Annotated in this window: 23 protein-coding genes; 16 read left to right on the top strand and 7 right to left on the bottom strand. The window is 37.4% G+C overall.

Features of this window, described 5'->3' with window-relative positions; genetic code table 11:
- Window positions 1–124: 124 nt before the first annotated feature.
- The 12 genes from JN11_RS12235 (at window position 125) to JN11_RS12180 (ending at window position 9310) form a co-directional block, all read left to right on the top strand.
- A complete protein-coding gene (locus JN11_RS12235) occupies window positions 125–1900 on the top strand; it encodes a cytochrome c oxidase subunit I (RefSeq protein ID WP_394348826.1) in 1776 nt (591 codons plus the stop codon).
- A gap of 170 nt (window positions 1901–2070) precedes the next feature.
- Complete coding sequence (locus JN11_RS12230; RefSeq protein WP_144912916.1) at window positions 2071–3132, top strand: COX15/CtaA family protein; 1062 nt, start codon at window positions 2071–2073, stop codon at window positions 3130–3132.
- Entirely contained in the window at window positions 3129–3992 is an 864-nt protein-coding gene (gene cyoE, locus JN11_RS12225) for a heme o synthase (protein ID WP_144912914.1), read from the top strand. Before JN11_RS12230 ends, cyoE begins: the two co-directional genes overlap by 4 nt.
- On the top strand, window positions 3989–4570 hold the full coding sequence (locus JN11_RS12220; protein WP_317131271.1) for a cytochrome c oxidase subunit 3: 582 nt from the start codon (window positions 3989–3991) through the stop codon (window positions 4568–4570). The genes cyoE and JN11_RS12220 overlap by 4 nt, the downstream gene beginning before the upstream one ends.
- Before the next feature lie 19 nt (window positions 4571–4589).
- Window positions 4590–5315, top strand: coding sequence for a cytochrome c oxidase subunit 3 (locus JN11_RS12215; RefSeq protein WP_144912912.1), 726 nt, complete (start codon window positions 4590–4592; stop codon window positions 5313–5315).
- A 20-nt stretch (window positions 5316–5335) separates the two neighbouring features.
- Window positions 5336–5689: a cytochrome C oxidase subunit IV family protein gene (locus tag JN11_RS12210; RefSeq protein ID WP_144912911.1), complete on the top strand. Its 354-nt coding sequence runs from the start codon at window positions 5336–5338 to the stop codon at window positions 5687–5689.
- On the top strand, window positions 5689–6390 hold the full coding sequence (locus tag JN11_RS12205) for an SCO family protein (protein WP_144912909.1): 702 nt from the start codon (window positions 5689–5691) through the stop codon (window positions 6388–6390). Before JN11_RS12210 ends, JN11_RS12205 begins: the two co-directional genes overlap by 1 nt.
- 34 nt (window positions 6391–6424) lie before the next feature.
- Window positions 6425–7000: a DUF420 domain-containing protein gene (locus tag JN11_RS12200; protein ID WP_144912908.1), complete on the top strand. Its 576-nt coding sequence runs from the start codon at window positions 6425–6427 to the stop codon at window positions 6998–7000.
- 76 nt (window positions 7001–7076) lie between these two features.
- Window positions 7077–7355 carry a hypothetical protein gene (locus tag JN11_RS12195; RefSeq protein ID WP_144912906.1) on the top strand — a complete coding sequence of 93 codons (279 nt, stop codon included), beginning with the start codon at window positions 7077–7079 and terminating at the stop codon, window positions 7353–7355.
- A 36-nt stretch (window positions 7356–7391) separates the two neighbouring features.
- A complete protein-coding gene (locus JN11_RS12190; protein WP_144912904.1) occupies window positions 7392–7799 on the top strand; it encodes a DUF983 domain-containing protein in 408 nt (135 codons plus the stop codon).
- A complete protein-coding gene (locus JN11_RS12185; protein ID WP_144912903.1) occupies window positions 7777–8439 on the top strand; it encodes a DUF2461 domain-containing protein in 663 nt (220 codons plus the stop codon). Before JN11_RS12190 ends, JN11_RS12185 begins: the two co-directional genes overlap by 23 nt.
- 22 nt (window positions 8440–8461) lie before the next feature.
- Window positions 8462–9310: an OmpA family protein gene (locus tag JN11_RS12180; RefSeq protein WP_144912901.1), complete on the top strand. Its 849-nt coding sequence runs from the start codon at window positions 8462–8464 to the stop codon at window positions 9308–9310.
- A 59-nt stretch (window positions 9311–9369) separates the two neighbouring features.
- Here JN11_RS12180 and rfbC read toward each other — a convergent pair whose 3' ends face one another.
- The 3 genes from rfbC to JN11_RS12165 form a co-directional block, all read right to left on the bottom strand.
- Window positions 9370–9918, bottom strand: coding sequence for a dTDP-4-dehydrorhamnose 3,5-epimerase (rfbC, locus tag JN11_RS12175; RefSeq protein WP_144912900.1), 549 nt, complete (start codon window positions 9916–9918; stop codon window positions 9370–9372).
- A 2-nt stretch (window positions 9919–9920) separates the two neighbouring features.
- Window positions 9921–10223, bottom strand: a complete 303-nt coding sequence (locus JN11_RS12170; protein WP_144912898.1) for a DUF4286 family protein — start codon at window positions 10221–10223, stop codon at window positions 9921–9923.
- A 151-nt stretch (window positions 10224–10374) separates the two neighbouring features.
- Window positions 10375–12186, bottom strand: coding sequence for a tetratricopeptide repeat protein (locus tag JN11_RS12165; RefSeq protein ID WP_144912896.1), 1812 nt, complete (start codon window positions 12184–12186; stop codon window positions 10375–10377).
- 147 nt (window positions 12187–12333) lie between these two features.
- Here JN11_RS12165 and JN11_RS12160 point away from each other — a divergent pair, with 147 nt between their 5' ends.
- Genes JN11_RS12160 through JN11_RS12150 form a run of 3 tightly spaced genes read left to right on the top strand, consistent with a single transcriptional unit; the run spans window position 12334 to window position 16579 of the window.
- On the top strand, window positions 12334–14235 hold the full coding sequence (locus JN11_RS12160; RefSeq protein WP_144912895.1) for an alpha/beta hydrolase family protein: 1902 nt from the start codon (window positions 12334–12336) through the stop codon (window positions 14233–14235).
- Window positions 14236–14241: 6 nt separating this feature from the next.
- Window positions 14242–15882 carry a sensor histidine kinase gene (locus JN11_RS12155; protein WP_144912893.1) on the top strand — a complete coding sequence of 547 codons (1641 nt, stop codon included), beginning with the start codon at window positions 14242–14244 and terminating at the stop codon, window positions 15880–15882.
- A 4-nt stretch (window positions 15883–15886) separates the two neighbouring features.
- Window positions 15887–16579: a response regulator transcription factor gene (locus JN11_RS12150; RefSeq protein ID WP_144912891.1), complete on the top strand. Its 693-nt coding sequence runs from the start codon at window positions 15887–15889 to the stop codon at window positions 16577–16579.
- 7 nt (window positions 16580–16586) lie between these two features.
- Here JN11_RS12150 and JN11_RS12145 read toward each other — a convergent pair whose 3' ends face one another.
- The gene (locus tag JN11_RS12145; protein ID WP_144912889.1) at window positions 16587–17234 is read right to left on the bottom strand and encodes a class I SAM-dependent methyltransferase; all 648 of its coding nucleotides are present in this window, start codon (window positions 17232–17234) and stop codon (window positions 16587–16589) included.
- Between the two features lie 112 nt (window positions 17235–17346).
- Here JN11_RS12145 and JN11_RS12140 point away from each other — a divergent pair, with 112 nt between their 5' ends.
- On the top strand, window positions 17347–19191 hold the full coding sequence (locus JN11_RS12140) for a CocE/NonD family hydrolase (protein WP_211360740.1): 1845 nt from the start codon (window positions 17347–17349) through the stop codon (window positions 19189–19191).
- A gap of 42 nt (window positions 19192–19233) precedes the next feature.
- On the opposite strand, the gene JN11_RS12135 is transcribed toward JN11_RS12140, so the two are convergent.
- Genes JN11_RS12135 through JN11_RS12125 form a run of 3 tightly spaced genes read right to left on the bottom strand, consistent with a single transcriptional unit; the run spans window position 19234 to window position 22968 of the window.
- Window positions 19234–20121, bottom strand: a complete 888-nt coding sequence (locus tag JN11_RS12135) for a UbiA family prenyltransferase (protein WP_246138999.1) — start codon at window positions 20119–20121, stop codon at window positions 19234–19236.
- 33 nt (window positions 20122–20154) lie between these two features.
- Window positions 20155–21438 (bottom strand): metallophosphoesterase, encoded by a 1284-nt coding sequence (locus JN11_RS12130; protein ID WP_144912888.1) that lies wholly within the window; start codon window positions 21436–21438, stop codon window positions 20155–20157.
- A gap of 21 nt (window positions 21439–21459) precedes the next feature.
- Window positions 21460–22968 carry a sigma 54-interacting transcriptional regulator gene (locus tag JN11_RS12125; RefSeq protein ID WP_144912886.1) on the bottom strand — a complete coding sequence of 503 codons (1509 nt, stop codon included), beginning with the start codon at window positions 22966–22968 and terminating at the stop codon, window positions 21460–21462.
- Window positions 22969–22971: the final 3 nt, after the last annotated feature.

Genomic DNA, 22971 nt, shown 5'->3' with positions numbered 1-22971 from the left:
AAGATTAGCGATTATGTCAACATTAGCAGTTCACGATCACGGCATTGTACATCACGAAGAAGGTCACGAACACCATCATAAACAAACTTTTCTGAATACCTACGTATTTAGCCAGGATCACAAAATGATAGCTAAGCAGTTCCTGATAACAGGGATTACTATGGCATTCATTGGGATGACTTTATCTCTTTTATTCAGGATTCAATTGGCTTATCCTGATAAATCATTCCCTCTGTTGGAGACTTTATTGGGTCGTTTTGCTCCGGGTGGAAGATTGAGCCCTGATTTTTATATGTCATTAGTTACTATACATGGTACCATAATGGTATTCTTTGTATTAACTGCTGGCTTAAGTGGTACTTTTGCAAACTTATTGATTCCTCTTCAAATAGGTGCACGTGATATGGCGTCACCATTTGTTAACATGCTTTCATACTGGTTTTTTTTACTTGCTAGTGTCGTCATGGTAAGCTCGTTCTTCGTTCAAAAAGGCCCTGCAAGTGGTGGTTGGACAATTTATCCTCCATTATCCGCCTTGCCAAAAGCAATGCCGGGTTCAGGTGAAGGGATGACATTGTGGTTAATCAGTATGGTGTTTTTTATTGCCTCATCATTAATGGGTGGTATCAACTATATCAGTACAGTATTAAATATGCGTACTAAAGGTATGGACCTTTGGAAAATGCCTTTAACCATATGGGCTTTATTTCTTACTGCAGTACTAGGTGTATTAGCATTCCCTGTATTAGTTGCAGGTGTAGTGTTGCTGATATTTGACCGTAGTTTTGGTACAAGCTTTTATTTATCTGATATCGTATTAAACGGACAGGTTCAACCTTTTGAAGGTGGTAGCCCAATATTGTTTCAGCATTTATTCTGGTTCCTTGGTCACCCGGAGGTATACATTATTATTATGCCAGCAATGGGAATTTCATCTGAAATCTTAGCTGTAAACTCACGTAAACCTATTTTTGGTTACCACGCGATGGTTTACTCGTTGATTGGTATATCTGTGTTATCATTTATCGTATGGGGACACCACATGTTTGTAACGGGTATGAATCCGTTTCTTGGTGGTGTGTTTATGATCACTACATTGATTATTGCGGTTCCATCAGCTGTAAAAACATTTAACTGGCTGGCCACATTATGGCGCGGAAATATCCGATTTACGCCAGCTATGCTTTTCGCAATAGGTCTGGTTTCTTTCTTTATCTCTGGTGGTTTAACAGGTATTTTTCTTGGTAATGCTGCTTTAGATATCAACTTACACGATACTTACTTTGTGGTTGCTCACTTCCACCTTGTAATGGGTTCAGCTGCTATATTTGGTATGTTAGCTGGTGTTTATCACTGGTTTCCTAAAATGTTCCGTCGTATGATGGACGAGCGTTTAGGTTATCTGCATTTCTGGATAACTTTTATCGGTGCTTACCTGGTGTTCTTCCCAATGCACTTTATGGGGCTTGACGGTGTACCACGTCGTTATTATGCCTTCACTGAATTTGAGTCAATGAAACGTTGGTTAACCGTAAATACCTTTATTACCTGGGCAGCTATTATGTCTGGTTTTGCACAGGTAGTATTTATTTTCAACTTTGTTTATTCAATATTCTTTGGTAAAAAAGCAACTCAAAATCCTTGGGAAGCTAATACATTGGAATGGACTACACCTGTTGAACATATCCATGGTAACTGGCCTGGTGAAATACCAACTGTTTACCGTTGGCCATATGATTACAGTAAGCCAGGACATGATGGTGATTTTATCCCGCAAACTGTTCCATATTCACAAACTATGACCTCTAATCTTCCACATGATTTTGAAGATAACCCTGCAGGTTTGGAAGAATATAACAAATGGGCAAGCGCAAATAAAATTAACGAACAAGTAAAATAATTTGTTTTGTATATAGTCCTGAGTCTTAAGTCGAAGTTTTATTTTTCTTTGATTTAAGACTCAGGATTTTCTCTTAAATATTTATCCTGGTTGTTTAGTGAAAAGCTGGTTAAATGCTTTCAATTGATACTCCGGACTCAGGATTAAAGAATTCATTTAGGCTTAAATAAATGAGCATATCTGCGGCAAAAAATAGGTTCCTTAAATTCAATCTGATTACAATAATTCTGCTTTTTGGGGTAATACTTGCTGGTGGAATAGTACGTAGTACAGGTTCTGGAATGGGGTGTCCTGATTGGCCTAAATGTTTTGGAAGATATGTTCCTCCAGTAAACAGCTCCGAGCTGCCCGCCGACTACAAACAGAAGTATGTAGCCGGGCGTATGGCTAAAAATCAAAGGTTTGCTAAAACACTTGATATATTTGGCTATAGCGCGTTAGCACGCAGGATTCGTGAAGACAGATCTATATTAGTTCCTGAAGAATTTAATGCTGAAAAAACATGGACCGAGTATATAAATAGAGTGATAGGGGTGATTGCGGGTATTTTTATGATATTGCTTGCGGTATTCTCTTTTACTTATCGTTCCGAAAATAAGCTCATTCCTTTTTTTAGTGTACTTAATTTAATACTTGTCGGATTTCAGGGGTGGCTTGGATCTATAGTGGTATCAACCAATTTGGTTGCATGGATTGTTACGGTACATATGATTTTGGCACTGGCAATTTTAGCTTTGGCCATAGCGACTTATCATATGGCAAAAGCTGGAGGCAAACATGTTTTAAAAGTAAGTCCGATAACTCACGTAGTTACTTTGCTTACTTTAATTATATCTTGTTTACAAATAGTTTTTGGTACAGAAGTAAGGGAAAAAATTGATGCTGTGGCTGGTCATTTGCAAGGAGGTTACCGGGAAGATTGGATTAATTATGCAGGTACCATATTTATGCAGCATCGTGATATAGCAATAATTGTGCTTATTGCCAATGTTGTTTTGTATGCTTTGATACGTAATAATTTTAGCAGACACGCTGTACAGCAGCAATTAATGAGTTTTACTTTTTTAATAATTATGTTGCAAATTGTTACGGGTATATTGTTATCGTACTGGGCACTGCCACCTTTTGCACAAGTATCACACATTTTGTTGGCAAGCCTTATATTTGGCGCTCAATTTTATTTGATGCTTAATTTATATACATCAGTTAACCAGCAGGAGACAGCAAGATGAAGTGGAGCGATTTTTCAAAACTGATAAAACTCAGGCTAACCTTTTTGGTGGTATTTTCTGCCTCTATATCATTTTTAATTGGTAGTAAAGTTAATGGAGAGATTAACTGGATTAATTGGGTAAAGCTAATAATTGGTGGTTTTCTAGTTACAGCAGCAGCCAATTGCTTCAATGAAATTATTGAAAAAGACCTGGACAAGTTAATGAAGCGTACCATGGATCGTCCTATTCCGGCAGGTAGGATGACTACAGGACAAGCTTTGGTAATAGGATTGTTTATGGGAATAATGGGCACTTATTTATTGGGCCAATTAAATCTTACAACCGGATATTTATCCGTATTTTCCATCCTTTTATATGCATTTGCGTATACACCTTTAAAAAGAAAATCGCCAATTGCAGTATTTGTGGGTGCTATACCTGGCGCATTGCCACCATTAATCGGTTATGTGGCTGCTCACGAAAAAATTGATGGTATAGCGCTAATATTATTTGGCATTCAATTTATATGGCAGTTTGTACATTTTTGGGCAATTGCCTGGGTGTTGGATGATGATTACAAACTTGCAGGTTTTAGGTTGTTACCATCGGGAAAAAGAAATTTAACCAGTGCAATAGTTACTTTTGCATTTGCTATAATATTAGTACCAGTAAGCATATTACCTACATGGTATGGCTTTGGCGGTTATTATGTAGGAGGAGTATCATTAATATGTAGCTTGTTATTTTTGTACCAGGCTTTTATACTTTTGCGTACGTTGGAAATTAGTGACGCAAAAAAACTGATGTACGGCTCATTTATTTATTTGCCCGTAGTACAGTTAATGTTTTTATTTGATTTTATAGGAAAAGTGAAATGATGGCGCAGATACAACAAGAAGATAAACTTAACCTGGGAGCCAAAAAATTTAGTATGTGGATATTTATACTCACATCATTTATGCTTTTTGCGGCGTTTACCAGTGGTTTTATAGTTTACAGTGGTGGCAGAGGACATGGCCTTAATGTTATTTTACCACAAGCATTTAAATACAGTACCGCTGTAATTATTTTAAGTAGCATAACCCTATTGATGGCTTCAAAAGCTGCAAAGGGATTGCAATTTGGTAAACAGCGTTTGTATTTATGGCTTACGTTTTTTTTAGGAATAGCTTTTTTTGCAATACAGATATATGCATGGTATGTACTAACCTACAAAATGCAGGTTTACTTTACGAATCCTAATGCTTCCCGTTCGTTTATTTATGTATTCAGTGGAATGCATTTGTTACACGTGCTTGCAGCGTTGTTGGTGTTGTTAAGCACCATAAAGGGTTCATACAGCAACATACCACAAGTTAGGAATTTGTTTAAAATGGATATGACATCTATTTTTTGGCATTTTCTTGATATTGTATGGATATGTCTGTATGTTTTTTTACTTTTGAACCAATATTAAAACAATTATCCAAGTACAAATGAGTACAACAGTAGCACAACCAGTTGATGAGGTAAAATCAACACCATGGTCTGGAGGCAGATCGCCTTTTGAAGTTGAGTACGGTAAAATGATGATGTGGTTTTTCCTCCTTTCGGATGCGTTTACCTTTTCTTCATTATTGATTTCTTATGGCGCTTTACGTTTCAGCGCACCGGTTTGGCCGGCACCATCTTTAGTATTCCAATCATTCCCTGGTCTTATTGAACACGGAGCACCATTAGTGTTTGTTGGTTTAATGACTTTTATTCTGATCATGAGTTCGGTAACTATGGTTCTGGCTGTTGAAGCTGGCCACCGTAATTCAAAAAAGGAGGTTATTGGCTGGATGATAGCTACCGTTATTGGTGGTTTAATGTTTTTAGGTTGTCAGGCTTTGGAATGGAATCACTTACATAGCGAAGGATTTTGGTGGGGACATATTCCGAATAAAGAAACTATGCAGGAATTTTTTGCAAAAGGCGTACCGCTCACGCAACAAACAATGACTTCTCATCAGTTTGCTAACTTGTTCTTTACTATTACAGGCTTCCATGGTTTCCACGTATTCTCAGGTGTTATAATTAACATTATTATAACGATTAATGTTTTACTTGGAACTTACGAAAGACGCGGCAGCTACCTGATGGTTGAAAAAGTAGGCCTTTACTGGCACTTTGTAGATTTGGTTTGGGTGTTTGTATTTACTTTCTTTTACTTAGTTTGATAATTTAATCATATTTATATATGTCAGCAGAAACTTCAACTGTTCACACAGATGCCTCTGGTCACGGTGAACACGAAACAATGACCAAGGGAAGAATATGGAAAGTGTTTTTCATATTATTATTAATCACTTGCGTAGAGTTCTTTATTGCACTGGTTGTAGCGCCTAAATTGGGTATTTCATCAACCATTGTAAATCCAATATATATAGTCCTTACCTTATTAAAGGCTTATTTTATAGTTGCATTTTTTATGCACCTGAAATTTGAGAAAGTTGGTTTGGCACTAGCTATAATTGTTCCTATCCTGTTTATAATTGGTTTAATACTTGTACTTACAAACGAGAGCCATTACTGGATTGGTTTAAGGATGTAATGAAGAAAGCTAGTTTATCAAAAAAAATTGTGATCCTGGTACTTGTTTTAGTAGTACCAGGATTTTTATATTATTTACTAACTACTGAAGGTAAAAACCGGTACAAACCACTACCTGTTTTCGGCCCGAAATCGCTTGCCAAAACCACCCACAAAGTTAAAGGCAAGAATGTTCCTGATACGGTATACCACACACTTACTGATTTTAATCTTACCAATCAGGATGGTAAACCAGTATCGTTAAAAACCTTTGACAATCAGATATTTGTTGTCGACTTTTTTTATACGCGTTGCCAGGGTGCTTGTTCTGTGGCAAATGGTTATATCAGCTTGCTGGATTCTAATTATGCTAAAAACAAAATGATTCGTTTTGTTTCCATCACTGTTGACCCAGAGCATGATTCGACCGCAGTATTAAAAAGGTATTTTAACAGCTTTAAACCTGTTCCTGCAAAGTGGATGTTTTTAACAGGAGATACTACTACCATTTACAACCTGGCACGTAAAGGCTTTTTAGTAAATGCCTTAAAAACGAGTAATGATGATTTTATTTATAGCGATAAACTGATATTGATAGATCAGGACAAACGCATAAGAGGTTATTATACCGGAGCATCAACCGATGAAATGAGTAAGCTTAATGATGAAATTAAAGTACTCATATCGGAAGAGCTAAGAAAAAACGATAAGCCCCTTTATTAGTGGCTGAGATAAAAGCATATTCAATAAACTAATCATGACAGATAAATTTATATTCCGTTTTGTTGCTGCCATATCTATTTTTGTATTTGTTGTAGTATTGATTCTTAACCGTAAAATATTACCAGTTCCGGATGTTACCCCATCTTTTACGCCATTTTTGCCAAAACTAAATGCTATATTAAATGGAACTTGTAGTATCCTTCTTCTTTTATCGTTGTATTTTATAAAAAAAGGAAATATTACGGTTCATAAACGTATCAACATTGCTGCTTTTTGTCTTTCTTCTCTTTTCCTGGTGTCCTACATCTTATTTCATTACCTGATGAAGAAAGAAATAATGTATGGTGATATTAACGGCGATGGCATGTTATCTGATTCTGAAAAAATAGCTGCAGGCAATACCAGATATGTTTATTATGTAATTTTAATTACCCACATTATTCTTGCTGCCGGCGTACTGCCACTTATTTTGTTAAGCTTTTACCGCGGATTACAAATGCAGGTAGAAAAGCATAAGAAATTAGTAAGATGGACGTTTCCAATATGGTTATATGTTACAGTTACCGGTGTCATAGTTTATTTAATGATTTCTCCATATTATCATTTTTAAGTAATGCTTACAGTTAGTGGGTGCAACGCAACGCTGCCACATTGTATGCTAAATTTTTAATAGCTAATTTTGAATTATGAAAGCAGGTTTAAAAACAGTACTAATCTTATTTGTATTCAGCATAATGTTGATCAGCGTAAAACCTGTACATGCACAATGTGCACAATGCGCTGCTCAGGTTGAAACCAGTTCAAAAAATGGTAGTTCTGCTGCTAACGGCTTAAATAGTGGTATCTTATTTTTATTGGCAGCGCCATATCTGGCAGTAGGTGTAGCAGGGCTTGTTTGGTATAGAAAATATCGCCGTAAAAATGTGAATATAGATATGCCCGCCAAAAAACTGCATTTAAATTAATCGTACCAGCCAATCAATGGCTTCATCTTAAAGTTTATGTCTCAAACACCCAAAGCATGGGCCATGCTGCATACCAAATGTCCGCGTTGCCGCCGAGGTGATATGTTTAGTGGAGGCATTTATAACTTCGGTTCAAATAAAATTTTGGATCGTTGCCCGCATTGTAATTTACATTTTGAGATAGAACCAGGATATTTTTATGCAGCAATGTATGTAAGTTATGCTTTAAATGTGGGTGAAGCTATTGGTTTAACATTGCTCACTTTTTTGTTAACGCACAATGCCGATTCGCCCTGGCTTTATACCGGTGTCATTTTAATAGGATGTGTTTTGCTTTCACCAATAAATTTCAGATATTCCCGTGTTTTACTTTTATACTGGTTATCTCCCAAAATTCATTATCAGCCTCATTTAGATACAGATGATTCAACGCCATACCTTTGATTTTTTAAAAGACCTGGTTGAAAACAATAATCGCGAATGGTTTCAGGAAAATAAAGATCGCTATGAATCAGCGCGCGAAAATGTAATTGATTTTACAGGTGAATGGTTAGGCCTGATGAAAAAGATTGATCCGGGAATTAATGAGAATCTGGATCCTAAAAAATGCGTGATGCGTATTTATCGTGATATCAGGTTTAGTAAAAACAAAACTCCTTATAAAAATAATTTTGGTGTAAGCATACCGGCAAAAGGAAGCCGCGCAGGTGGAGCTGAATATTTTTTGCATATTGCTCCAGGAAACTCATTTATTGCAGGTGGTTACTGGATGCCTGAAGCCGCGCATTTAAAGGCTATCCGTCAGGAGATTGATTATAATGCTGATGACCTTAAGAAGATTATTGACGCTGATGAATTTGTTAAGTTGTTTGGCGAATTCAGGAAGCAGGAGCAGTTAAAAAGTGTACCGCGTGAATATAGTGTCGATAATGAAAATATTGAATTGCTGAAGCTAAAAAGCTTTGTTGCTTTTCACCAGATTAAAGACGAAGAACTGTATGAAAAAGATGTTGCCGCTAAAATTGCAACTATATGCAGCAAAATATACCCGCTTAACGTTTTTATAAATAACGCCCTGGTTTAAATTATTATAACCCACATTTATTATGAAAATTAAATATTGTTTATTTGCCGTTTTTTTATGCTTGGCATTACACTCTTGTGTGGTAATGTCACCCAAGAAGTATAAGGCATTAGTAGCCGACCGCGATTCACTTTCAAAACGTACCAATGCGCTGGAAGACACCGTCGCTAAGTTGCGGGCCGACACCATGCGTCTTCATCGTGAATTGAAGGATCTGCAGGATGCTTATAATGCTTTAAATGCCAATTATAATGCACTGAATGATAAATATAGTTCACTGAACAGTAATTTTAATGCAAGCTCATCAAAAGTAAATACCTTATCAAGCGACCTTAAAAAGCGTGAAGCCCGTTTAAAAGAAGTGGAGGATGCCCTGCACAAGCGTGATGAAGCTACCAGTGCTTTGAAAGACAAATTGCAGCAAGCCTTGCTGGGTTTTCAGCAGAGTGGCTTAACTGTTGACATCAGAAACGGTAAAGTGTATGTTTCTTTAGCTGATAAATTACTGTTCCCGTCAGGAAGTATTGTTATTGATGCAAACGGAAAAAAAGCTCTTGAGCAGTTAGCCATAGTGCTTAATAAAGAAACTGATATTAACATAGCAGTGGAAGGCCATACAGATGACAAAAAAGTTATAAATCTGGGCCAGATTAAAGATAATTGGGATTTGAGCGTGTTACGTGCAACTTCTGTTTGCAGGTATTTGACAGAAGTAGAGAAAGTTGATCCACACAGACTTACTGCTACAGGTAAAAGCGAGTTTCAGCCTATTGACCCTGCTAATACCACTGAAGCCAGAACAAGAAACAGGCGTATTGAAATTGTGCTTACTCCAAAATTGGATGAGTTATATAATTTGATTAAGCAATAAGTAAGGTTGGTGAAATTGATAAAAGGTCCGGGATTTAAAATTCCGGACCTTTTGTTTTTTTAGAAAGGACTCACAAAATCTTTAAAAGCAGGCAGGACTTCGTCTTTTGGTGAAAGTAATATTTCGTTTTTAGATATTCCCCAATCAATCCCCAAATCAGCATCGTTCCAGATTACTCCGATTTCCGATTCCTTATCATATAGGTTATTCACTTTGTAGGTGAATATAGTATTGTCTTCAAGTGTGGCAAAGCCATGCAGGAAACCCCTTGGAATCCAGAAAAGTAACTTGTTTTCACCACTTAGCTCAACAGAAATGTGTTTGCCGTAGGTGGCCGAGTTTTTACGGATATCAACAGCAACATCCAACACTCTGCCGCTTATAACCCTTACAAGTTTCCCCTGGGCAAATGGATCAGCCTGACCATGGAGGCCACGTACCGCACCTTTATGCGAAAAAGATTGATTATCCTGTACAAAATCTACATTAATACCGGCTTCAACAAACTTGTTTTTATTATAGCTTTCGTAAAAATAACCTCTGTCATCATTAAAAATTCGCGGCTCTACAATCAATAAGCCTTCAATTGCTGTTTTAGTTATTTTCATTATTAATCTACTGTTTTCATTAGTGTGTTAAAAATTACAAATTGATTTTCGAACTGCTGGTTATGTATAGCCTGCAATTGGTGAAAATGCTTATTGTAAAAGTGATTGAAGTTTTCAATATCATCAGCATAATATTGAACACAGTAGGTTATCCCCTCGTTGGGGGAATCAATTACGTTAAGAATTTTATATGATTGGAAATATCCCGTGGCCATTACAGCAGGAATATGTACTTCTTTTACCCAGTTAAGCCATTTTGCATGGACAGCTTCATCCACAATTACGGTATCGTTAAATATAATCATCGGAACAAAAATAGTAAATTAGTTGAAATTGGTTGATTGAGTTGATTGGGTGAGTGGTTGATTGAGTTATTTGAATTTGACGGCTAATTAAATGAGGCATTAACTAAACTACTCACCCAATCAATCAACCTAATAAACCACTCACTGCTCCTCACGAAGAAACGTCATTCTTATCGCCACGTAAAATACGGAATCGTTTGCGGGCCTCATTTATCCATAAGCTGCCGGCATAATCTGTTATAATTTTCTGATAATAAGTCTTTGCTTGTTCTTTATCAGCCAGATGGTTTTCATAAATATCACCCAGCATAAAAACAGCATCATCAGCCCAGAGGCTAAAGCTGTGTTCATCAGCAATTTTTTTAAGCAATAAAACAGCTCCTGTATAATCTTTTTCTTGTATCCGCAATCTGGCCTTAGCCATTAAAATATCATCAGACAAAGAATTACCAGGGAATTTGGTATCGATGCTGTCTAAAATTTTCACTGCTTTTTCAGGTATTTCGGCAAATATCTGTAAGTCGGCCCTGGCGTACATTTTTAGGGCGGCACCTGACGTATCTTCTTTAATATTGTCTGATATCAATAGTGATAAATTTAAAGCATCATTTGCAATCAGTTGGGAGGTGGCCGCTTTTAAAACATCCAATTGTCCTTTTGCCCAGGTAAAATCGCCCGTATAGTAGGCCAGTTTTGCATTACGGTATTTGGCATCCTGGCCAATGGAAGTGTTTGGATAATCTTTTTCAACCTGGCTGTAGAGCAAAGTTGCATCCCATGGCTCATTATTTAGTAGTAAAACATCACCTAAATCAAGTTTACAGCTTGCAAGTTGCTGCCCCTTTATATCGGGTAATTTTATTGCAGATTCCAAAAGTTTCTGTGCTTCATCCAGCTTATGTAATTTAAAGCATTCCAGATTGGCTAGCTTTTGCATAGCAAAAGCAGTATTGCCGTTTTGGCCAAACTCATCCAGTAAATCTTTATAGTCTTTTTCAAGGCTCAGCAAATCTTCATTGGTGTACTTTCCAGATGTTACCCTTAAATTTTTAGTATTTATCAGTTCAATTTTAGCAGGAATGTACAGATCGTGATTTTTTCCTTTATCAATCAGATATTCGTAACCGTTAATAGCTGCATCATAAGCTTCATTTGTAACAAGTGTACGGCATAGTTCAAAAATACTGTTACCATCGTCATTTAACCTTCTGCTTAAGGCAAGGGCCTGGTTCATTGCAAGGTCAAATTCTTTTTGTTGTAAAAATTGCCAGGTAAGCAATTCTGCATAAAGTGTTTGTTGTGGGTCTTTTTGGATTCTTTTTAATAATTCAATTTTAAGAATGTTATAATCAGCTTCGCCTTCATAAATGGTAGAAAAGGAGTTTTCTGCCTGGCTTATAAATGACGGATTTGTAGGCAAAAAGTTAAGATATTCTTCTGTTAAAGCCACCTTATCCCTTTTGTACCGGTATAAATTAATGAGTTCATATGAGAATATATTATCGCTATGCAGTATTTTACGCCCCTGCTGAAATATTTTTATAGCATAATCAATATTGGTGTTCTGATAAAACTGAGCAGCAAGCATAGATATTTGTCCTTGGTCGGTGGGAAGGTTATTAAGCAATTCATCATATAAAGCATTTGCTTTATCTATATTTCCTTGCTGGGTATATGCTGTGCCTAATAAAATAATGTATTGATGATCTTCAGGGTGTTTATGAATCATCTTTTTCGCGATGCTTATGGCGTCGTCAAACTTTTTGGCGGCTAAAAGGCTCGTAAAGTAGACGTTGAAATAATTTTCATTATCCTGTTTATAAAGCTTTTGATAAATATCCAGTGCTTTTTGTTGCTCGCCGTTAGCGGCAAATTGTTTGGCCAGCTGCAAATCTGTGCTCTGAGCGAAAAGCTTTGAGCAGCAAATAAATGCAATAAAAAAAAATATTTTAAACCGCTTCATCCTCCTCAAAAATAATTAAATTAATATGAATCAATCATCAATGTTAAATGATTATTAACGCTGTTTAAGGGTAAAATTGTAGTGACACTTTGAATTGGTTAAGTTTATTGTATAACTTAACCTAATTAAAAGAACCGGAATAAACCAATGTTAAAGCATTTTAGAACATTATTATTTATACAGGTAATAATTACTTTGTGCGCTTGTAACTATAACAGGACGAGGCAGATTCCTATTGTTGATTTTTTTAAAACTGCTGAAAAAAGCACATTTAAAATCTCTCCCGACGGGAAATATATTTCTTATTTAAAGCCATATAAAGATAAACAGAACATTTTTATACGCTCGCTCACTGATGGATCAGAGCGCATGGCAACATCTTTTACAGATTATTCTATCCGTGGCGATTATTTCTGGACCTTTAATAATAAGATAGTTTTCAGTCAGGATAATATAGCTCTGGATGAACAAAGACTTTTTACGTTGGATATTAACGATTTAAAAGTTCATGATATTTTATCCCTCGAAAAAGTGAGGATAACCCTGCTTAACCGTGATAGGGTAAACCCGGATATAATAACGATCAGAATGAACAAGCGTGATCCGGCAAATTTTGATGTTTACCGTTTAAATATTAAAACCGCCGAGCTAGTCCCTTATCTGATTAATCCTGGTAATATAACAGACTGGTATCCGGATATTGATGGTAAAATAAGGCTTGTGGCTTCATCTGATGGGGTTAATAAAACTATTTTATATCGCCCAAATGACAATGCACCCTTTAAGCCCATTATTCAAAATAATTTTAAAACCTCAGTTGTGCCAATTGCTTTTACTGGTAAAAAAAGTTATTTCTATGCCTTGTCAAATGTGAACAGGGATAAAACTGCTTTAGTTGAAATTAATGCAGAGGATGGCAAAGAAAGTAAAGTGATTTTTGCCTGTAAAAACGCTGATATTAAAGATTACGATTATTCAAAAAATAAACGGCAAATTGAACTGTTAGCGTGGCAAGCCGCCAAGCCTCAAAAACACTTCTTGAGTGCCGAAGTAAAAAATATCTATGATAAACTAGCCGCCGACTTAAAAGGTAATGAAATAAACATTACAGACAGGGACAGCGCCGAGAATAAGTTTATTGTTTATACTTATACTGACCGTGATCCAGGCTCCTATTATCTTTATGAAACTAAAGAAGATAAGCTCACCAAGCTTGGTGATATTAATTCAAGCCTTAAGCCTGATGAATTATGTGAAATGAAGCCCGTATCTTTTAAAGCCAGCGATGGGATGATAATTAACGGTTACCTCACCTTACCGCTAGGAAGTAAAAAAACTAATTTACCATTGATAGTGATGCCTCACGATGGCATATTTGGTCAAAGCTTTTGGTGGGGATATAATCAGGAAGTACAGTTTTTAGCCAATAGGGGATATGCTGTTTTTCAAATCAACTATCGTGGATCAACGGGTTATGGGAAGGACTTTTTTAGTGCCGGATTTAAAGAAGTTGGTGGTAAAGTTCAACAGGATATTACTGATGGGGTACATTGGCTTATAGCTAACAAAACAGCCAATCCTAAAAAGATAGCCATTTTTGGAGCGGGCTTTGGTGGTTTCTCAGCATTATACGGAGTGTCGTTTCAGCCGCAATTATATAATTGTGCAATAGTTCAGCACGGCTTAATTAACTTTTTTACCTACATAAAGGATGCACCGCCATTTTACAAACCAAAAGTAAAAATGATGTATGAAATGGTTGGTGACCCGGAAACGGATGCAGCACACCTGCGGGCTATATCGCCTGTTTTTCATACCGATAAAATAAGGGTGCCTTTGCTCATCTTTCAGGGGGCAAAAGATGATCGTGCAAATATTAGTGAGCTAAATCAGTTTGTTCGCGAACTGCAACGCCAAAATGGCAGCGAAAACGTAAAGTATTTTCTGAAACCCAATGAACGCACTTTTTTCAGAAGTGAGAACAATAAAATGCAGATGTACACAGAAATAGAAAAGTTTTTGGAACATAATATGCGGGATAACCAATAACCCGTTATGAAGAGCAATAAACATATTTACCGTAAAAACTTTTCGTTGATAATTGTTTTTTTGGTGCTTATTTCGGTAACTTTTGTTATTGCACTATTTGTATCGTATAATTTAAATGCCAGGTATGTTGAAAATGAGTTTGCATCAAAGAAAATTGATGTTCTTGAACAAACTATTAAGCCCTATAACGACCTTTTTCAAAACAAAATACCCGAGATAACTTCTTACCAGGGTTTCCTTGATTCGGCATCGGCGGCCAGGTATGCTGATGTTGTTTTTCATGATTATTCTTTTGTCAAGGTGGTTCTTTTTTATGACGCGAGGATTGGAAATCAGCGTAAAAGTGCTATTAACGTTAATCATTTAGGTATTTCAGTAAATGCCCTTTATCGTTTTATTCCAAAAGATGGTGAGGTATCGGGCTTGAGAATCTTAAATTCAGATGAGATGGATTTTAAGCAGATGGCTTTAAAGTTAAGCCGGTACATTTCCTATTCTGATACTACCAGAAGCTCAACACAGGATGAGATTTACAAAACATTTTACGATGTTAAGCCGGGCAAAATAAGCTATTCAAACATACTGAGGCGCGAGGATGTAAAAACTTTTCGCGAATTGGAGAAGCAGGGTAACCCATCATCATTTTATAAACAGAACATGATGACATTTTTGCTGGATCCCTATTTGTTGAAAGTGAAAAATTCTCATAAGGAATTATACCAATCTATCAGCATACAACCCGTTGTTTATGATCCGATTGATAATCAAAATGATGATTTAATAACCGAGGTAGCTTTTCCCGGTGCTTTTTCTGATTATAAATTATTTTTCCGGTCGGCAAGGGGATATCTCACTGCTGAAATTAACCGTCGTTTTGCTCCTATTGGGGCCATGGTGTTGCTAATTTATTGCTTCTTAGTTCTTATTGGCTGGCTAATTTATCGTAATTTAAGTGTCAACCTGAAGATGTTTAAATTGCAATACGATTTTATAAACAACTTTACGCACGAGTTTAAAACGCCGGTAAGCGTAATAAAAATTGCAGGCTCCAATTTAAGCGGCGATAATGAATTGAGCGAAAGACAACGTAAACAGTATGGCCGGATTTTAAATGAAGAAGCCGATAAGCTTAATGAGCTGATGAATAAGTTGCTGTCGTTTACGCAGCTCGAAAACAGATCAATCCATATTAAACGAGAAGAGATTGATGTTAAGGATTTCGCCAGTAAGTATATTGAAACCTTTAAATTGAAATATACCGACTTTAAAATCGTTTTAAAGGTCAATGATGTTAAAACCTTTTATACCGATCCGGTATTATTAGGGAGTGTTTTCCAAAACTTGATAGAAAACGCTTACAAATATTCGCATCCCAATAAAAAAGAACTATTGATAAATATTAGTCACGAAAAGCGTAATATTATATTCTCATTTGCCGACAAGGGGATTGGGATACAAAAAGGTGAGCTAAATAATATTTTTAAGAAGTTTTATAGAATAGAAAATAAATATAATCAGAACGGAAGTGTGGGATTAGGTTTGGCATTTTGTAAAGAACTGGTTAATTTTATGAACGGAGAAATTATTGTTAACAGTAGGGAGAACGAAGGATCGGAGTTCGTCGTTACATTGCCCTACGAAAATTAAAGGAATGAATAAAGAAATTAAGATTGCGCTGGTTGAAGATGATGAAAACCTGCGTTTCCTGGTTGCCGAACGTTTGGAATCAGAAGGCTATAAGGTTTTGGAAGCAAGCAATGGCGACGATGCTGAAGATATTATTTTAAAAGAACTGCCTGAAATTGTTTTGTTAGACTGGATGCTGCCCGGTAAACAGGGATCAGAAGTTTGTACCAACATTCGCGAAAAAGGATTTGATAACCTGGTTATTATGATGACCGCAAAGGGCCAGGATGTTGATAAGATAGAAGCTTATAACTTTGGCGTATCTGACTATATCATCAAACCATTTAATATGGATGTTTTGGTGGCAATGATTGATAATAAGATAAAGTTTGCGCTGAACAGTGAGAAAACCGAATCATATCGCTTTGCCAATATGGAGCATCAGCCAAATACCCATTTGCTCATAAAAGACAGCCGCAAAATCGAATTAACCATACTGGAGAACCGCATTTTGCTTTATTTTCTGAAAAATAAAAACAAGGTCATCAATCGCGAAGAATTGATGATGGAAGTTTGGGGTTACAATGCCGATGTAAATACCCGTACTCTTGATATGCACATTGTAAGGCTCCGCAAAAAAATTGAATCAAATCCTGATTCTCCTCAGTATTTGCAAACAGTTAGAGGAATAGGATATAAATTTGTTTATAATCAATAATGAAATTTTATGCGTAACGATTTAATGAGTCGTTACGCATTTTTGTATATATTTTTGAGATTATGAAATCGCCATAAAAAGTCCTCCCGGCAATATTTTCATAGCTATATTTCTCAAATTGTTGCTCAATATCAGGTAAGCTGCTTGCTTCTATACCACACAATATCCTAAAAAATAAAAACATCGATCTTAAAAGCAATCGCTGCCACCATTTACCGGTGAGCTGAAAATCGGCATTTAACCAAAGTCCTTTTGATTTTAATGATTGGTGGATATGTTCAAATACTTTTTGCAGTGTCTGTTCTTTAAAGTTGTCAAATAAAAAGGGCGTAATTACTATATCGAAATTGGTTTGTAGATTAATATTTTCAACTGCATTATTAAAAAAAGTAACTTTATTGGTGCCAGTTTGTCTTTTTTGGGAAATAGACATCATTGCCGGGGCAACTTCAATGTAAGTAATGTTTAAACCTGCCGGATGTATTTTAGTGATCTCTTCGAGTATCCAGCCAGTACCGCCACCAATTATTAAAATTTTACTACTTGCCGGGATATATTGCAGCAAATAAACCTGCGCATTGATCAAGGCTCTGCCATATATCAGGCAAGATAACCTGTCATAAAACCAGGCAGAGTTATTATAATTGGCGGCCATTTTATTTGAATGGATTGGTGTTTATTATAAAATTGAATTTAGCTGGTTGCTAACTTTCACCAACTTAATAACTAATTCCTATATTTAGTAAAAGATCATTAACTAATAAATTATGAAAGTATTTTTTACAAAAAAACTCTTTTTTATTATGCTATCGCTAGCGGTAAACACACTGTTTGCCCAACCTGTAAAGCCCGATGATAAATACAACCGGCAGGAAGTGATGATACCCATGCGTGATGGTATTAAGCTTCATACGGTTATTTACACTCCCAAAAATCAAACCGAAAAATTACCTTTTTTATTGGAGAGAACGCCTTATGGGGTAAACGAACGCCCCAGCCCGGAAAAACAAACTTACATTAAAGATATGGCTGATGATGGTTATATTTTTGTTTTTCAGGATATCCGTGGCCGCTACCTTTCTGAAGGTACTTTTGAGATGCAACGTTTTAATCGTGATAAAAGCAATCCTAAAGCTATTGATGAAGCCAGCGATACCTACGATACAATTGAGTGGCTGTTAAAAAACATTGCTGATAATAATGGTAAGGCCGGCATCTACGGTATATCGTACGATGGGTGGACGGCAATTATCGCTGCTACCGACCCTCATCCGGCACTGAAGGCAGTATCTGAGCAAGCTACCCCGGCTGACATGTTTATGAACGATGATTTTCATCATAATGGTGCTTTCCGTTTAAGCTATGGCTTTGAATATTCCGTACTGACAGAGGCAGCCAAAACTGATTCGTTATATAACTTCCATGAGTATGATGTTTACAATTGGTATTTGAATTTAGGTGCACTATCAAATATCAATCAAAAATATGCCCATAATACTTTGCCTACGTGGAACAACTTTATAGCGCATCCTAACTATGATAGCTTTTGGCAAAAGCAGGCACTGGCTTACAGGTTAGATCATCCACGCACCGCCATTCAGCATGTTTCCGGTTACTGGGATCAGGAGGATATGGTTGGGCCGCAAACGGCTTATAAAGTATTGGAAAAGCAGGATAAGGATAGCCAGAACTTTATTGTGCTGGGGCCATGGCGACATGGTGGCTGGGCAGGCGGCGAAGGCAAAAGCCTGGGAAATATTAAGTTTGATGATCAGGCTACGGCTACCTATTTCCGTAAGGAAATACAGGCTAAATGGTTTGCCTGGTATTTAAAAGGCAAAGGCGATGGCAAGTTTGCTGAGGCAATATCGTTCCAAACCGGATCAAACCAATGGAAAAGCTATAGCGCCTGGCCACCTAAGGAGGCGGTAGAGAAGAATATTTACTTCCATGCTGATGGGAAACTATCGTTCGATAAACCAACGACTACAGAAACAAAAACGTTTGATAGTTATGTGTCTGATCCATCTAAACCAGTACCGTATCGGGCAAGGCCGGTTGAGGAAACTTATGGCCCTGGTTCACGCTGGTATTTTTGGTTAACCGAAGATCAGCGCTTTGTTGATAACCGCCCCGATGTATTAACCTGGCAAACAGACACCCTTACTGAAGATGTTACTATTACAGGTAACGTGCTGGCTAAGCTGTATGCTGCAACCACAGGCACGGATGCCGATTGGGTGGTTAAACTGATAGATGTTTACCCTAAAGAATACAAAAAGGAACCTAAAATGGCAGGCTATGAGTTAATGATAGCCGATGACGTTTTCAGAGGCAGATTCAGGACAAGTTTTACTAATCCATCGCCTATAATACCCAATAAGGTTGAGGAATATACCATTGACCTGCATGCCGCCGACCACGTATTTAAGAAAGGTCACCGCATCATGGTGCAGGTACAGAGTACCTGGTTTCCGGTAATTGACCGTAACCCGCAGAAGTACGTACCCAATATTTTTGAAGCAAAAGAAAGCGATTATCAAAGCGCAACGCAAAAAGTATATCACTCAGTGAATTTTGCAAGCAGTATAGTGTTGCCGGTAGTGCAGTAAATTTTGATCTTGCGTTTGTCTGAGGATGAGCGCAAGTTTTTTTTAAATATACACGCTGAGCCATCCTACCAATACCAAAACGAGGTATTGTAGTATCAGTACACCGTCCATAAAAAAGAAGTAATAATACTCATTCTTTTCCCATTTTGATTTAAAGATGAGCCAGCCGGTAAGTAATGTAGTAATAAACAAAGCCCAAAAAATGGCATTAAAACCATTATTTCTGAAAAGTAGTAATAGCACCAGATAACCAGCTAATAAGAGCTGACAAAACAGATAGGCATTCTTTTCGCCCCAAATTACAGGTACGGTTTTAAGTCCGGATTGGCGGTCCTCAAACAAATCCCGGATATCAAATGGTATGGTTAATGCTGCAATAAATAAAAAGCGTTTGCCTATTAGAATGGTGGTATCACGCATAGAAATATCAGTTAAATGATGCGCGTGAGCTTCCAATATGGGCAGCAGTACGGTACTCATTGTCCACACCATTGTTATCAGGAATTGTTTTAAGCCGGGTATGTTACGCAGACCGAACTTTTGGTCGCCTATTGTAAATAGGGGAATGCTGTAAAAAAAGGATATAATCGCCAAAAAGATGAGCAATATCCTCGATTCCATCGATACTAAAAAGAATAAAGGAATTAAAGATAATAACGATACAATGGTAAAAGTTACCATTAGGCGGTAATGCTCAAAAAACCATCGTACGCGACGGTAGGGAGATTGCTCCGGATGTTTGGGCTTGGTTAATAATATGCTAAAGTTATAAATACCCAATGTAGAAGTGAACAACAGCCAGTTTACATGGTATGAAGATTTTGAGCCGATAAGATAAAACGTTACCAGGCCTTGCGAAACGGCACACAGGGCCATGAAAATATTACTAAAAAGCAGGAAATCTAAAATTTGCTGTAATGTTTTTTTCATTCTTAATATAATGAACCAACCTTACCAGTCTGATTATGCATTAATGGGGCTTGGTGTAGGTCCGGCTTTTAATGTAAATATCGTAATCTCCGGCAATATTCCAACTCTTCCTCTAAAACCTAAAAATCCATAACCTACGTTTACATATAGCTGCTGTTGTCCCTCATGGTAAAAACCTGCCCATTCTTTGTAAACATACTCCACCGGGCTCCATTGAAAATGCTCTGTTTGAATGCCCATTTGCATGCCATGCGTATGGCCCGAAAACATCATATCTATTTGTGGGTATTGCGGCAATACCTGTGCCCGCCAATGTGAAGGATCATGTGATAATAAAAGTTTTACCGGTAAATCATCCGTATTTTTTACAGCAAGATCCATACGGCCATACTTGGGGAAACGGCTCAGTTCACCCCAGTTTTCGATGCCCAGGATACCAATTTCTTCTCCATCTATTTTTAAACGACGGTTCTCGTTCATCAGCAGGTCCCAACCCATATTTTTATGGGTGGCTATCAGGTTATCCAGATTTTTCTTTTTAGCGGCGGGGTCTGTCCATTTTGCATAATCACCATAATCATGATTGCCTAAGGTAGAAAATACGCCTAAAGGAGCTTTAACCTTGCTGAAAATATCCTGGTAGTCTCGCATCTCATTACTCAACGTGTTTACCAGGTCGCCGGTAAAAAAAATAACATCGGGCTTTTGGTTCAGCAGCATTTCAATGCCGCCTAGCACTGCCTTTTTATTGAAGAAACTGCCGGAATGTATGTCAGATATTTGCCCTATTTTAAGCCCGTCAAACGATTTTGGCAGGTTAGATAGGTAAAGATTACGGTGCTTTACCCGATAGTCGTACAGGCCGCTTTTCATGGTTATTTTCATGGCAGCTAGTGGAACGGAGCCTGCTAGTAAACCTGCTTTTACCAAAAACTCTGAACGGGGTATTTCTGGTAAGGATGATGTTGAGGTTGCTGGGGTATTGGATACTTTGTCCTTTTTGAAACGCCTTATCAGCTTTATAGTCAGCCTGCGTACATCATCAATTAATAAAAATGGCAGCAGGGAAATTTTGCCAACAAAAAGCAGAAAATATAGAAGTAAAAATGTAGCGCGGATGCCTATTCCCAGCTTTACATAAACACCCATTAATACCATAATGATAAGGCATCCCGAAACAATCCAGTATGACCTTACAAACCATTTCTTTTTGATGATGGCCCATTTTAGCAAGCCGCTGCGGATGCCGTTATAAATATAAAGATCAAGCAGTAATAAAACTGCTATGATCAAAAGGGTATTAAAAGACTGTACCATTAATATGATTGAAGGACAAATTTAGTAACGATCATCGTCTAAATCCAAATCATCCTCGTCAGGCTGCAGGTTAAACAGGCTGTTAAACATGTCTGAAAAAGCAAAACCGTTATCTAAAAATCCTTTGTTTAGCTGACTGAATTCTGATAGGCCATGCAACACAAATTCCATCAGCAATAGCTCCTGGTTTTCAGTTAAACGGGGGTGAAACTTTTTAACCAATGCTCTTAATCCGGTTACTGAATTAAGTGCTTTTTTGTATTCCTGTTGTGGAAGTTCGTCAATTACTGAAAGGTTGTTGCCATCGCCAAACCAGTTAATGATTTCGGCATATGGGTTTGCTCCTTTTGTTTTTTTAGCTTTCTCCGGATCAGGGAAAAACTGCAGTAGTAAAGTTTTTATGGCTTTGCCGATCAGGATATTAGCCACCTTACCCGGACCTTCCAACTCGCCTTCATAAACCAGCTCAATTTTACCGGTTATAGCAGGTATTACCCCTAAAAAGTCGGAGATGCGTACAAAAGTGCTTTTCTCTTTATTGATGAGCATACGGCGTTCTGCATTGCTTACCAAGTTTTCAAAAGCTGATATGGTTAAACGGGCCGATACGCCTGATTTTTTATCAATATATTCTGAATTACGGGCCTCAAAAGCAATCTGTTCAACTAAATCTTTCACCAAACCATCAACTTCAATTGCTTCACGCTGCTCGGGCGCCAGCGTAGCTTCCTGCTGAGTAATTTTGCGGGAGATTTCAACAGAGCGAGGATAGTGGGTTAAGATCTGGCTCTCGATACGATCCTTTAAAGGTGTTACTATAGAACCACGGTTGGTATAATCTTCAGGGTTGGCCGTAAATACAAATTGCAGATCGAGCGGTAAGCGAAGTTTAAAGCCACGGATCTGGATATCCTTTTCCTGTAAAATGTTGAATAAAGATACTTGGATACGTGCCTGTAAATCAGGTAATTCGTTGATTACAAAAATACCGCGATGTGCACGTGGAATTAAACCGAAATGGATAACGCGCTCATCCGAATAGGTAAGTTTCATGGTGGCAGCTTTAATAGGGTCAACATCGCCAATTAAATCGGCAACGGTAACATCAGGAGTAGCCAGTTTTTCGGTATAGCGTTCGGAGCGGTGAACCCATGCAACAGGGGTATTGTCGCCATGCTCCAAAATAGCATTGTGGCCATACCAGGAAATTGGTGCCAGCGGATCATCATACAATTCAGAACCTTCTATGTAAGGCATGTATTCATCCAGCAGGTTAACCAGTAAACGTGCAATACGCGTTTTAGCTTGTCCGCGTAAACCCAGTAATAATATGTTGTGGCGCGATAGGATGGCAGTTTGCAGATCAGGGATTACCGTATCTTCAAAACCTACAATCCCTTCAAAACCACCCTCGCCTTTTTGTAATTGGGTAATCAGGTTTTCACGCAACTCATCCTTAACCGAGCGGCTTTTATAAGCCGTTTTCTTTAACTCGCCAAGTGTTTTTATATTTAATAGCTTATTTGTCATTTA

Source organism: Mucilaginibacter frigoritolerans, from assembly GCF_007830615.1.
GTDB lineage: Bacteria > Bacteroidota > Bacteroidia > Sphingobacteriales > Sphingobacteriaceae > Mucilaginibacter > Mucilaginibacter frigoritolerans.
This window is presented reverse-complemented; position numbering and strand designations above follow the sequence as displayed.